At 67.7% G+C, this 12,900-nt stretch carries 14 protein-coding genes; 7 read left to right on the forward strand and 7 right to left on the reverse strand.

Annotated elements, in window-relative coordinates:
• Positions 1–152: 152 nt before the first annotated feature.
• From N4261_RS16985 to mltG, 7 genes are all read right to left on the reverse strand, one after another.
• Positions 153–422 carry a hypothetical protein gene (locus tag N4261_RS16985; protein ID WP_261756463.1) on the reverse strand — a complete coding sequence of 90 codons (270 nt, stop codon included), beginning with the start codon at positions 420–422 and terminating at the stop codon, positions 153–155.
• Between the two features lie 539 nt (positions 423–961).
• Positions 962–1,729 (reverse strand): ankyrin repeat domain-containing protein, encoded by a 768-nt coding sequence (locus N4261_RS16990; protein ID WP_261756464.1) that lies wholly within the window; start codon positions 1,727–1,729, stop codon positions 962–964.
• Positions 1,730–1,933: 204 nt separating this feature from the next.
• Positions 1,934–2,716: a TatD family hydrolase gene (locus tag N4261_RS16995; protein WP_261760744.1), complete on the reverse strand. Its 783-nt coding sequence runs from the start codon at positions 2,714–2,716 to the stop codon at positions 1,934–1,936.
• 408 nt (positions 2,717–3,124) lie between these two features.
• Positions 3,125–3,520, reverse strand: coding sequence for a PilZ domain-containing protein (locus tag N4261_RS17000; protein WP_261760745.1), 396 nt, complete (start codon positions 3,518–3,520; stop codon positions 3,125–3,127).
• A gap of 69 nt (positions 3,521–3,589) precedes the next feature.
• Positions 3,590–4,663, reverse strand: a complete 1,074-nt coding sequence (gene holB / locus N4261_RS17005) for a DNA polymerase III subunit delta' (RefSeq protein WP_261756465.1) — start codon at positions 4,661–4,663, stop codon at positions 3,590–3,592.
• Entirely contained in the window at positions 4,657–5,268 is a 612-nt protein-coding gene (gene tmk, locus N4261_RS17010; protein WP_261756466.1) for a dTMP kinase, read from the reverse strand. Before tmk ends, holB begins: the two co-directional genes overlap by 7 nt.
• A 28-nt stretch (positions 5,269–5,296) precedes the next feature.
• Positions 5,297–6,277 (reverse strand): endolytic transglycosylase MltG, encoded by a 981-nt coding sequence (gene mltG / locus N4261_RS17015; RefSeq protein WP_261760746.1) that lies wholly within the window; start codon positions 6,275–6,277, stop codon positions 5,297–5,299.
• 117 nt (positions 6,278–6,394) lie between these two features.
• On the opposite strand from mltG, the gene ygfZ reads away from it, so the two are divergent.
• The 7 genes from ygfZ (at position 6,395) to N4261_RS17050 (ending at position 12,834) form a co-directional block, all read left to right on the forward strand.
• Complete coding sequence (gene ygfZ, locus N4261_RS17020) at positions 6,395–7,390, forward strand: CAF17-like 4Fe-4S cluster assembly/insertion protein YgfZ (protein WP_261756468.1); 996 nt, start codon at positions 6,395–6,397, stop codon at positions 7,388–7,390.
• Positions 7,387–7,677 carry a DUF4936 family protein gene (locus tag N4261_RS17025; protein ID WP_261756469.1) on the forward strand — a complete coding sequence of 97 codons (291 nt, stop codon included), beginning with the start codon at positions 7,387–7,389 and terminating at the stop codon, positions 7,675–7,677. The genes ygfZ and N4261_RS17025 overlap by 4 nt, the downstream gene beginning before the upstream one ends.
• Positions 7,677–9,413, forward strand: coding sequence for a cation:proton antiporter domain-containing protein (locus N4261_RS17030; protein ID WP_261756470.1), 1,737 nt, complete (start codon positions 7,677–7,679; stop codon positions 9,411–9,413). The genes N4261_RS17025 and N4261_RS17030 overlap by 1 nt, the downstream gene beginning before the upstream one ends.
• Positions 9,414–9,556: 143 nt before the next feature.
• A complete protein-coding gene (locus N4261_RS17035; RefSeq protein ID WP_261756471.1) occupies positions 9,557–10,783 on the forward strand; it encodes an alpha/beta hydrolase family protein in 1,227 nt (408 codons plus the stop codon).
• A 193-nt stretch (positions 10,784–10,976) separates the two neighbouring features.
• Positions 10,977–11,231 (forward strand): DUF8617 domain-containing protein, encoded by a 255-nt coding sequence (locus N4261_RS17040; protein WP_261756472.1) that lies wholly within the window; start codon positions 10,977–10,979, stop codon positions 11,229–11,231.
• A 96-nt stretch (positions 11,232–11,327) separates the two neighbouring features.
• Positions 11,328–11,897 carry a DUF3885 domain-containing protein gene (locus tag N4261_RS17045; protein ID WP_261756473.1) on the forward strand — a complete coding sequence of 190 codons (570 nt, stop codon included), beginning with the start codon at positions 11,328–11,330 and terminating at the stop codon, positions 11,895–11,897.
• A gap of 205 nt (positions 11,898–12,102) precedes the next feature.
• Positions 12,103–12,834: an SDR family NAD(P)-dependent oxidoreductase gene (locus N4261_RS17050; protein WP_261756474.1), complete on the forward strand. Its 732-nt coding sequence runs from the start codon at positions 12,103–12,105 to the stop codon at positions 12,832–12,834.
• Positions 12,835–12,900: the final 66 nt, after the last annotated feature.

The raw sequence follows: 12,900 nt of genomic DNA on the forward strand, positions 1-12,900 counted from the left end.
CGTTGCATGCGTGCGGCGTTTTTCGCGGCATTGGCATGAAGGGCTTCGTTAGTTCCATGCTAGGGAGTGTCGAGGTCGGCGGGTGTAGTCGGCTGTCGGAAGCGTGAGTCAGACAGCGCCGACAAAACCCGCCGGATCTCCTCCCCGATGCGTCAGACGGACAGCGCAGCGTCGGAGCCGGCGGCGTCCAGGTCCAGCGGCGCCAGCTCGGCATCGGTCAGCTCGATCGCATCGATTTCTTCATCGAAGCTGGCTTGGTCGTCACCGTCGACATGCGCGATCAGCGGCTTGTCCAGCGGGCGGTAGATGCGGCTGCGCAGGCGCTGCAGACGTTCGGAGGCGCCCATTTCCTGCACGACCCGTGCAGGGTCCAGCAGCATCGCGAACGGGTTGGCGGCGAAAACTTGGGCTTCGGTCTGCATGTTGCGCTCCAGAAGAGGGGGCCAGAGAGGTTCCAGGTCGCTGAACCTCGGACAGCAGGGTCAGCGTGGAGGGAACTGTAGGTTTGGCACCTGGGGCGCAACAGTGGGTCGGGAGCCAAACGCCTTGTCAGACGAACTCCTAGGTTCTTGAAGGCGATTGCCCCATCACGGCGTACGGACGCAGAGCCCGCGCCGACGGGCTGGCTGCGGTCTACGCCAGGAGCGCGACGTCGGGAGCAGGTGGAAAACGGCGTCAGGGCGCCGGATGCGGCAGGCCAGGCAGGAAGGCCCAGGGCGGGCGATGCGCGGGGGGGGAGAACCGGCAGGAGTTGGCATCGCGCGCCAGCGAAATCGCCAGAGCAATCGCCTGAGCGATCGCCATTGGAACCGCCATTTGACTCGCCATCCGGATCGCCAGCAGGATTGGGAACGGCATCCCATGCCGTACATCCCCTACCCCACCTCCTTGCCGATCGAGTCGACTGCGGCCGCGTTGCGGCCTCGCCCGGCGCTGGTGCCGATCCGGGCGCCGTGCAGGATCAGGGTGACTTCTGGGTCTTGGGCGTGGATGCCGACGGCCGGGGAGCCTTGGCGTGCTGGTCCAACTGGGCGGCCAGCTCGTCCTGACCGGCGCGACGGGCGAAATCGGCCGCGGTCATCTGCTGGTCGTTGCGCAGGGCGGCATCCGCGCCGGCTGCCATCAGGATCTCGGCGCTGGTCAGGCCGCCGTAGCCAGCGGCCATCATCAGCGCCGTGGTGCCGTTGGGCGAGCGGGCATCCAGGGCGGCGCCCTGCCCGATCAGCCAGCGCACCACCGCCTCGTTGGGGCCGGCAGCGGCATAGTGCAGCGCTGACCAGCCGGCATCGTTGACCAGCGCGCCGCGGGCCACCAGTGCCTGGCACCAGTCCAGTTGCCCCTTGAGGGCCGCCAGCATCAGCGGCGTTTCGCCGGCTTGGTTGATGGCATTGACGTCCACCGCCGGGCTTTTCAGCAGCGCCGCCAGCGCGCTGGGCGATTCCTCACGGACCGCCACATGCAGCGCGGTGTTGCGCTGCCCATCCGAGGCATTGGGGTCCGCGCCCGCCAGCAGCAGGCTCATCACCTTGCCGCCGTAGTCGTTGCGCGCCGCCACCAGGAGCTCGGGCAGCGGCCCCGTTTGGGGCGGGCGCGTCGCCGCTGACGGATTCCCGGCACCCGCCGGACCGGCCGGCCCTGCCGCAGAGGGCGTCTCAGCGCCCGAAGATTGGGCCCGCACGTCGACCGGCCAGCCCGCAGCGGCCAGGACAGCGGCCAGGACGGCGGTCATTCCCAAGCTTGACGCCATGGATGCCAGAGATGTCGCGGGCGCGGCGGTCGACGCCGCGCGTCCAGTCCTCAGTCCAGGCATTCCGACAATTCCAGGCTTTCCGGAGGTTCCGGAGGTTCCGGACCTCACGGACGCTCCGGACCATCCAGACATTCCCATCAGCAAGATCCGATCAGGCAGGCGCATGGACAGGTCCTCACCGGCTCAGGCGGCCGGCAGCTTGAAGAGTCGACGGGTGTTGGCGGTGCATTGCTCAGCCACCCGCGCCACGGAGTCACCGCGCACATCGGCGATCAACGCCGCCACATGCGGCACATAGGCCGGCTGGTTGAGCTTGCCGCGGTAGGGCACCGGCGCCAGGTAGGGGCTGTCGGTCTCGATCAGCATGCGGTCGGCGGGCACCATCTTGGCGACCTCGCGCAGGTCGGCCGCATTCTTGAAGGTCACGATGCCGGAGAACGAGATGTAGAAGCCCAGGTCCAGCGCCGCGCGGGCCACGTCCATCGTCTCGGTGAAGCAGTGCAGCACGCCGCCGGGCTGGTCGGCGCCCTCTTCGCGCATCAGGCGCAGCGTGTCCTCGGCACTGGAGCGGGTGTGGATCACCAGCGGTTTGGCCGTCTGGCGGGCGGCCCGGATATGGGTGCGGAAGCGCTCGCGTTGCCATTCCATGTCGGCCACGCTGCGGCCATTGAGCCGGTAGTAGTCCAGACCCGTCTCGCCGATGGCCACCACCTTGGGATGGGCCGCGCCGGCCACCAGTTCCTCCAGCGTCGGCTCATGCACGTCCTCGTTGTCGGGATGCACGCCCACCGTCGCCCACAGCTGGGCATGGTCGTCCGCCAGCGCCCGCACCTCGGGGAACTCCTCCATCGTGGTGCTGATGCAGATCGCCTCGGTGACCTGCGCGGCGGCCATGGCGGCCAGCAGGTCGGGCAACTGAGCCTTGAGCTCGGGGAAACTGAGGTGGCAGTGGGAATCGATGTACATCTGCAAGCCCATGCGCGCGGCGAGGTCGCGCACCGAGAGGAAATGGAAAGTCAGAGGGCAGGCCCGAGGCGATCTGAGCGCCCCGGGCAACGGCCCCTAGTGTCGCAGGCCGGCAAAGGCAGTGCCTTGCGCACTGGCGATCATGCGCCCGGGAGGCGGGTCGGTATGTTGGAGCGAACGGACGACAGAGCGCCCGCTCATCGGCAGGGCAACTCGCCTGGACATCGGAAGCGCCAAGGTCGCGGGACGGGGCGCGTCAGCCGGGCGAACCGCCGAACGGCCAAAAGGGCAAACGGCAAACGGTCAAACGACGAAAAGACCCAAGGGCCAACTGGCCAGCCAGCCTGTCTGCAAGACAGCCAGCCAGCGCGCCCACCTGAATCGGCGAGGCCGACCCGGCGGCCGGCGTCAGATGGTCTGAGTCGGCTTGGCCGAGGAGATCGCCGTGCCCAGCAGTTCTTCGATCTTGAGCTTGATGACCCGGGTTTTCTCGTCGCCGGGGAAGCGCACACCCACGCCCTGGGTGCGGCCACCCGAGGCATTGGGCGGCGTCAGCCAAGCCACCTTGCCGGCCACCGGGTAGCGCTGCGGATCCTCGGGCAAGCTCATCAGCAGGTAGATGTCTTCGCCCAGCTTGTAGTCGCGGGTGGTCGGCACAAAGATGCCGCCTTCCGAGAAGATCGGGATGTAGGCCGCGTAGAGCGCGCCCTTTTCCTTGAACACCAGCTGGATCACGCTGGGGCGCGTGCCGCCAGCGGCCGCAGGAGCGGCAGGCGCGGCGCCGGTTGGCGAGGTCGGGTTCATCGGCTTGAGGGTGAGTTCGCTCATGGGTGACGAGTCTAGCGGGCCGCCGGCAGCGTGCGGTCGGCGGGGTCAGCGGGCGGGCCGCATGGCTTGCTGTCCCTGCGCAACCAGGGATTCCATCAGCAAGCCGGCGTTCAACGGATGTTCGGCATGACGCGCCGCTTGCGCAAGCGTACGCGCCCATTGGTCCAGCGTCGCACGGACCGCGGGCAGTTTCGGCAATGCATCACGGGGGAAGAAGCTGGGCGGGGCGCCATGGGCGATGCGCATCAGGTCATGGACCAGCCGCTGCATCGCGGCAATCGCCCGAGGCACCGGCCAGTCGGTCAACGCCTGGGCCTCGCCCCGGGCAATGCGGCGCGGCAGTTCCAGCCAGGTCTTGGCGGCAATGCCCTCCTCGCTCCAGAGCAGCGCCTCTTGCGGCCGCCCCCCGGTGGCATCGAGCAGCACCTCCGGTGAGGCCACGCCCTGCCCCTGCAGCCATTGCAGCGCGGCGTCGCGCGCCGGCAGCGCCATCTGCAGCGGCTGGCAACGGCTGCGAATGGTCGGCAGCAGTTGCTGCGGTGCCGCACTGGCCAGGACGAAGCGCAGCAGCTCGGCGGGCTCCTCCAACGTCTTGAGCAAGGCATTGGCGGCGACGGTGTTCAAGGCCTCGGCCGGGTAGACCACCACCACCTTGGCCTTGCCGCGGGCCGCGCTGATCTGAGCGAAGGACAGCATCTGCCGCACCGCTTCGATCTTGATCTCGCGACTGGGCTTGGTCTTGCTGGCCTTGGTCGTGCCCTCGCCGCCCTCGCTGTCGGCCGCGCCATAGCCAAGCGACTCCTTGAGCGCATCGGGCAGCAGGATCTGGAAGTCAGGATGGGAGCGCGAGCGCAGCAAGTGGCAGCTCGGGCAATGGCCGCAACCGGGTTGATCGGTGCCGGTGCGCGCCTCGCAAAGCCAGGCCTGGGCCAGCAGGATCGCCAGGTCGAACTGCCCGACGCCCGCCGGGCCCTGCAGCAGCAGCGCATGGCTGCGGCCTTGCGTCAGCGCCTGCTGCAGCGGATCGCGCAGCCAGGGCAAGGGCAAGGTGCCGTCTTGCGCCAGGGCGGTGGCCTCGTCGGTGTGGGCCGACGCATGAACCTGGGCGGCGGTCACCATCCTCGGCGCTCCAGTTCGGCGCGGATCTGATCGGCCACGCCGTCGATCGTCCGGGCCGCATCGATGCGCACGATGCGCTGCGGCGCCTGCGCCGCGCGCCGGGCATAGGCGCCGCGCACCCGGGCAAAGAAATCCAGGTCCAGTTGTTCAAGCCGGTCGGCCTCGCGGGCCTGCGCCCGGCGGGCGGCGGCGATGGCGGGATCGACATCGAACCAGAAGGTCAGGTCCGGCTCACGCCCCTCCTGCACCCAGCCTTCCAGGGTGGTGAGCACCGCCTCGTCCATGCCGCGGCCGCCGCCCTGGTAGGCGAAGCTGGCATCGGTGAAGCGGTCGCACAGCACGGTGCGGCCCTGGGCCAGGGCGGGGGCAATGACCGCCCGCACATGGTCGCGCCGGGCGGCGAAGACGAGCAGCGCCTCGGTCAGGCCGTCCATGTTGCGGTGCAGGAACAGCTCGCGCAGGGACTCGGCCAGCGGCGTGCCGCCGGGCTCGCGGGTCTGCACCAGGTCCGCGCCGCGGTCTCGCAGATGACGGGCCACGCTGTCGATGTGGGTGGACTTGCCAGCCCCGTCGATGCCCTCGAAAGTGATGAATCTGCCGCTCACGGCCTGCTCTCTGGTTCGCACTGACGGATCAGTGCCCACGCTGGTATTTGTTGACCGCGCGATTATGCGCGGCGAGGTCGTCACTGAACTGGCTGGTTCCGTCACCGCGTGCAACGAAATACAAGGCCTTGGACGGTGTCGGATGCAAGGCCGCCTGCAGCGAGGCCAGGCCCGGCATGGCGATCGGCGTGGGCGGCAGGCCGCCGCGGGTGTAGGTGTTGAAGGCGGTATCGGTCTGCAGATGGATCTTGCGCAGGTTGCCGTCGAAGCTCTCGCCCAGGCCGTAGATCACCGTCGGATCGGTCTGCAGCGGCATGCCGGCCTTGAGCCGGTTGATGAAGACCGCCGCCACCAGCCCCCGATCGGCCGGCGCGCCGGTTTCCTTCTCGACGATGGAAGCCAGGATCAGCGCCTCTTCCGGCGTGCGCAGCGGCAGGCCGTCGCCGCGACCGGACCAGGCGCTTTCCAGCCGCTTGCGCATCAGGGCATGGGCACGCTTGAGCACCGTCAGATCGCTGACGCCGCGGCTGTAGGCATAGGTGTCCGGGAAGAAGCGGCCTTCCGCGGCCACGCCGGGCTCGCCCAGGGCGGCCATGATCTCGGCCTCGGTCATGGTGGCGGTGGTCTGCTTCAGCGCGGGGGCGGCGGCGATGGCGGCGCGCAGTTGGCGGAAGTTCCAGCCCTCGATCAGGCGCAACTGCTCCAGCGTCTGGTCGCCGCGGACCATCTTGTCGAGCAGCTCACGCGGCGTGATGCCGGTATGCACCTCATAGCTGCCGGCGCGGATCTTCTTGGCCTGGCCCGACCAGCGGAACCATTCGTATAGCCAGCGCGGATCGGTCTGCACCCCGGCGCTGACCCAGGCCTGGGCGACCTGCAGCGGCGGCGTGCCCGGCTCGATCGACAGCTCGAGACTGTCCTTGTCCAGCATCAGCGGCTGCTGCAGCCACCACCAGCCGGCGCCGACGGCGCCGCCGACCAGCAGCAACACGGCCAGGCACAGCCGCATCAGCCACCGACCCCAACCGCCACCGCTGCGCACGGCGGTGCGCTTCTTCGATCTGTTTTTAACCCGAGCCAAGACCTGACGCCCTCAATGAAATGCGGGGTGATGATAATCGGCCCCATGACCGAGATCTCCCGCCAAGATTCCCAACCGTCCTCTCATCCGTCTGCTGCCCCGTCGGTGGGCGCGGTGCGGCTGTCCGACTGGGGCGTGATGCGCGCCCAGGGCGAAGAGGCCGCGAAGTTCCTGCACAGCCAGCTCACCCAGGACCTGGCGCTGCAGACCACCAGCCAAGCCCGGCTGGCCGGCTATTGCTCGCCCAAGGGCCGGCTGCTGGCCACGATGGTGGCCGTCAAGCCGGACGACCAGACCGTGCTGATGGCCCTGCCCGCCGATGTGCTGCCCGCCACGCTGAAGCGCCTGTCGATGTTCGTGATGCGCGCCAAGTGCAAGCTGACCGATGCCAGCGCCGACTGGGCGGTCTGGGGCCTGGCCGGTGAGCCGGCCGCGCAATGGCTGCAAGCCCGTCTGGGCGAAGCGCCGCCCGCCGCGGTGTGGACCGTCGGACGCGCAGAGGTCGACGGCGCCCAGGTGCTGGTCACCCGCCTGCCCGACGACGGCACCGGCCCGCGCTTCCTGATGCTGCAGCCCGCCGTCGCCCCGGCACCGACGCTGCCCGCGTTGGCCGAGGCCGAATGGCAGGGTCTGGATGTCCGCGCCGGCCTGGCCTGGGTGCGGCAGGCGACGGTGGAACAGTTCGTGCCCCAGATGCTGAACCTGGAATTGATCGGCGGCGTGAATTTCCAGAAAGGATGCTATCCGGGCCAGGAGATCGTCGCCCGCAGCCAGTACCGAGGCACGATCAAGCGCCGCACCCAGGCCTTTGCGCTGGCGGACGGCACCGTCGCGCAGCTCGGCCAGGAGATCTTTCACAGCGAGGACCCGGAACAACCGGCCGGCATGGTGGCCGCCTTGGGTGAGCAAGCCGGGCATCCGCTGGTGCTGGCGGAGGTCAAACTGGCCGCACTGGAGGCGGGCAGCCTGCATCTGGGCAGCGCCGCCGGCCCGGTGCTGACGCCGCGCGCGCTGCCCTACACGATCGGAGAGCCGCAATGACGTCACAGGAACCGATCGAGCTGTACGTCTACTACCGCGTCCATGCCGACCAGGTGCCCGAAGCGCTGGCCGTGTTCGAGCAGACGCGCGCCGGCGAGCCGGTGCGGCTGCTGCAGCGACGCGACCACGACCCGGTCTTCCAGACCTGGATGGAAATCTATGACACCGCCTTGACCGATCCGGTCGGGACGGAACGCCGCATTGCTGCCACCTTGGGTCCGTTTGCCCAGGGTCCCCGCCACCGCGAGGCCTTTGTCGCCGTCGCAGGACCGGGGAAAGGCCCCTGATGGAACACAACGTCTCGCTCATCAGCACCCTTGCCGTCGGCTTCGGCCTGGCGCTCATCCTCGGCTTTGTCGCCGAACGGTTGAAACTGCCCGCGCTGGTCGGCTATTTGCTGGCCGGTATCGCCATCGGACCGGCCACGCCGGGCTTTGTGGCGGACATGAACATCGCCTCGCAGCTGTCGGAAATCGGCGTGATGCTGCTGATGTTCGGAGTGGGCCTGCATTTCTCGTTCAAGGACCTGATGGCGGTCAAGCGCATTGCGCTGCCGGGTGCGTTGGTGCAGATGTCGGTGGCCACGCTGCTGGGCATGGGCCTGGCGATGTGGTGGGGCTGGAGCACCGGGGCGGCGTTGATCTTCGGCCTGTCGCTGTCGTGCGCGAGCACGGTGGTGCTGCTGAAGGCACTGGAGGCGCGCGGCGCGATTGAATCGGTCAACGGCCGGATCGCCATCGGCTGGTTGGTGGTGGAGGATCTGGCCACGGTGCTGATCCTGGTGCTGCTGCCACCGCTGGCCCCGGTGCTGGGCGGTGCCAGCGTGGGCCCGGCCTCGGACGCCCCGCTGTGGCAGGCGATTGCCCAGACGCTGGCGCAGATGGCGGCCTTCGTGATTCTGATGCTGGTGGTGGGACGGCGCCTCCTGCCCTGGCTGCTGTGGCAGGTGGCGCGCACCGGGTCGCGGGAGCTGTTCACGCTGTCGGTGGTGGCCGTGGCGATCGGCATTGCCTTCGGCGCGTCGGAGCTGTTCCATGTCTCGTTTGCGCTGGGCGCATTCTTCGCCGGCATGGTGATGCGGGAATCGGAATACAGCCACCGTGCGGCGCAGGAATCGCTGCCGTTGCGGGACTCGTTCTCGGTGCTGTTCTTCGTCTCGGTCGGCATGTTGTTCGATCCGATGACGCTGGTCGACCAGCCGCTGCACCTGCTGGCGGTGGTCGCGATCATCGTGGTGGGCAAGGCGCTGGCCTCGGCGGTGCTGGTGCTGGCCTTCCGCTATCCGCTCAACACGGCGATGACGGTCTCCGCCAGCCTGGCGCAGATCGGCGAATTCAGCTTCATCCTGGCGGGCCTGGGCCTGCAGCTGCAACTGCTGCCCAAGGACGGCATGAACCTGGTGCTGGCGGGCGCGCTGATCTCGATCGCGATCAATCCGCTGATGTTCGCCATGATCCAGCCGGTGCAGCGCTGGGTGCTGGCCCGATCGGCCTTCGCGCGCAAGCTGGAGGCGCGGGACGACCCCTACGCGGAACTGCCGCAGACCACCGACCGTCAGTTCCTGGAGGGTCAGGTGGTGCTGGTGGGCTACGGGCGCGTGGGCCGCCGGATCGCCGATGCGCTGACCGAGCGGGAGATCCCGTTCGTGGTCGCCGACCAGAGCCGTGAGACGGTCGAGGCGCTGCGCAAGCGCGGCATGGCGGCAGTCAGCGGCGAGGCCAGCGACCCGATGGTGCTGGTACAGGCCCACATCGCCAATGCCGCGATGCTGGTGGTGGCGGTGCCGGATTCGATGAAGGCCCGGCAGATGGCCGAGATCGCCCGGCAGCTGAATCCGCAGATCGAGATCGTGCTGCGCACCCATGGCGAAGAGGAATCCGAACTGCTGCGCCGCGAGAAGCTGGGCACCGTGTTCTATGGCGAGGAGGAGCTCGCCAAGGGCATGAGCCGGCATGTGCTGCAGCGCTTCAATGCGCCGATGACCGAGGACATCGCCCCGCTGATCACCACGGTGGCGCATTGACCCTGAGGCGGGCCGGGCGTGCATCCAGCGTGTCCGACCCGCCTCGTTCATCCACGGTTTACATGCCCGCCGTAGCGTCCCGGGCCATGATGCCGATCCGCCTGCTTTCTCGTCTGCTTCCTCGCGCCCTTCCCTCTGCGCTCGTGCATGCCGTCTCCTCGGCGGCCCACGCGGCGCCGATCCACGCGCGCTGGCTGGCGGCGGCGATCGGCACCAGCCTGCTGATGTCGGCCTGCGGCGGCGGACCGCCGAAGGCGCGTGTCGAGGACCAGCAGCAACAGCGCGACTTCGCCTCCCGCGGCTATGTCGGCGCGGCGGAGTCGGTCGCGGTCCAGACGCTGCCACTGCGGCTTCGCAATGATTTCTACCGCCTCAGCCTGACCTCGGGCGGCGGCAGCGCGGCTCGCCCGGTGGTGCTCTACCTGCCCGGGCTCGGCGAATCGGAGCATGCCGGCCATGCCTGGCGCAATGCGTGGGCGGCAGCGGGCTATGCGGTGCTCGCCGTCCAGCCGTTGGAGGACGACGCCACCGCCTGGGGCTCGGAGCTGGCCCGCGCCGCCGAGTTCACTCAATTGGGACGCCGACACTTCGCCGAGGCCGAGCTGCGCCGCCGCGTGGCCCGGCTGGATGAATTGCTGGGGGAAGTGCAGCGACTGGGTCGCGCGGGAGAGGCGCCGTGGCGCTCGCTGGACTGGTCACGCGCGGCGCTGGCCGGCTTCGATCTTGGGGCCCAGACGGCGATGACCATCGCCGGCGAATCCTTGTCGGACGGCACCCGGCTGAGCTTGACGTCATGGACGCCGCGTGCGGTGATCGTCATCAGTCCACAGGTCATGAGCGCGCCACAGCCGGCGCACTACCAGTCGATCGCCATGCCGGTGCTCGGCATCACCGGCGATCACGACGACGACCTGCTCGGTCTGGTGCCGCAGACCCGCTGGCGCAGCGCGCCGTTCGACGCCGTGCCGGCGGACCGGAGCTGGCTATTGCGGGTGGACGCGGTGCGCCATGCCCCGCTCAGCGGCACCGAGGGGCCGCCGACGCCGGAGAAGACGGAGGGGCAGCAGCGTCGATCGTCCGGCGAGAGCGGCGGTGGTGGTGGTGGTCGCCGACGGGGCGGTGGGGGTGGGATGGGTGGCATGGGCGGGGGCCCACAAGGCGTGCCCGGACGGATGGCGCCGGTGCCGGACGTGCCCGATTACCGAGGCCTCCATCAGCAACAGCTGGCGCTGATCGCCGCACGGCAGGTCAGCGTGGCGTTTCTGGATCTGCAGTTGAAGCAGTCGGCGCAGGCGCGGGATTGGTTGGCCGGGCCGGCAAATGTGTGGATGGGGCAGTCGGGGCGGCTGTCGGCGGCGGCGCTGCGGTAGGCGCGGTGTGAGCGAGCGCGGCTTTGCGCTTCGAGCCTGGTTGGTTCAGGGCAGTCGCCGTGTCGTTCCTGGTAGCGAATGTCGCGGTTGCTGACGGTCAGTGCAATGGGTGGGAAAGTCGGCAGCCGGCCACTAGCGGCCGGTCGCGAAGGTCGGCTTTGGGGTAGGCTGGGCTCGACAATTTGAGGACCAAATGGCTAGCAAATACGCGTGTCGCTGCGGTGAGATCGTGCGGACCAACTTGACCGAGGGCCATGGCCTGCACCTATTGGTTGCCGAGCGGCTGCTTGAACTCTCCGACAGTCAGATCGCCGAGGGCGTCGACCCTTTGCTGGACAGAATAACGCGAGAGTCCAGCGTGGTCGCCGTGTGTTGCAAGTGCGCACGCCTCGCCATCATCGATAACGACCACAACATCAAGTTGTACGAACCCGCGCCGGCATCGTGAGTCAAGCGATGGCAGGACACGGGCAGGAGCGGGCCTCGAGGGACGACCGCTTCCGACCGATCCAATCGCTGAGTTCGCTCAGGTAGAGTGCTTGGCATGCATCCTCATCCTCTTGCTTGGTGGCAGTCCCATTTCGGTGGAATTGCGCCTCGCGGGCACATCCTGCGACGCGCTCTTCCCGAGCGATGGGTTCGGCTTCATTCGCTTCCCGGTGCGAAGCGATATGCCGAGTCGGAAGAGGAATACCGCGAGATCCAACAGCGGCACCTCACCGTTGCGTCGACGCTGTTCAACGCCGATGAACCGTTATACGTCTTTCGTGCGAGTGAATCCGAAGCCAGACCGCATGGGAAAGTGCGCCATCAGCTGGCAGGACGGCAATTCAGGGAGGCCGTCGCTGTTATGCCGACTGCTACTCAGACGGACGACGAAGATCGGTTCTATGTCCGAGCTCTCGTTTCTAAGTGGAAGCCTGATTTCTTCGAAGAAGCCATCCGTTTGCTAGCAGACTGGCAGGAGGTGGGCATTTCGTTCGTCTCGCCGTCCACAAGAAACATCTTCTGCCCGTACGACGGCGGAATGGACATCTTCACATTCTCCATCGCTCCGGAAGAGCTTTGCACTCGCTTTGCGGCTTGGCAATCAACCCGGCCAGACGGCATGTGAACGTCCGCTCTTGGCCGACGAGTTTGCTCAAAGCGATGTCCGGTCCGGGTCGATAGCCGTCAGCGGCCAACTCTTTCGCGAACGGCAGCGACCAGCCTTGAGCGGCCACTCACCTTGAAAGATTGCTTCGCTCCGAAGACGGACGAGCCACGGCACTTCGACCGGAAGATCGCAGCATGGGCCAATTCATTTCAAGGAGCAATTGATGAACCTTCAGCTATCGGGGCTCGCAGCGGTTGTCACTGGCGGCTCGTCCGGGATTGGCGCCGCGATCGTGCGGACGCTGGCTACCGAGGGATGCAACGTCGCCTTCTGCGGCCGGAACGAAGCCAAAGTCCTGTCCCAGTTGCACTCGACCGAAGGGTTGCCTGGGAGGGTGCGCGGTCAAGTCCTTGACGTCAGAGACCGGGACGCGGTGGCCGCATGGTTTCGCGAACTTGCGGCTTTTGATGTCCTCGTCGCCAATGTCAGCGCCCTATCTTCCGATTGGGGAGAAGCGATGGAGACCGACGTGCGAAGCACCGTGGAGGTCACTGAACTGGCGATCCCATATCTCGAGAAGTCTCGATGGGCCGCTATCACTTACATCGGCTCGAAAGCCAGTTCAATGCCGGCGCCACAATCGGCAGCCTATGGCGCCGCGAAGGCCGCGATGGCGCATCACATCAAGTCGCTGTCGTCCCGGCTGCTGCCAGGGATACGCGCGAATACCGTATCCCCGGGAGACACACTGATCGAAGATGGACATTGGGGGCGAGTTCGCGAGCGTGATCCGGAAGGCTATGAGAAGGTCGTCGCACGCAATCCGATGGGCCGACTTGCCTCGCCGGATGAGGTCGCCAAAGTCGTGGCATTCATTTCAAGCCCCGCTGCGAGCTTCGTCTCCGGCGCCAACTGGTATGTGGACGGCGGCTCATCGAACCACGTGCAGTTCTAGCCGTCGGAGCCGGCTTCCAACGATTGCTCTCAGCCTGAAGCGTGCACCCGCCATGAATCCGCCGTC

This window comes from Roseateles amylovorans (genome assembly GCF_025398155.2).
Taxonomy (GTDB): domain Bacteria; phylum Pseudomonadota; class Gammaproteobacteria; order Burkholderiales; family Burkholderiaceae_C; genus Roseateles; species Roseateles amylovorans.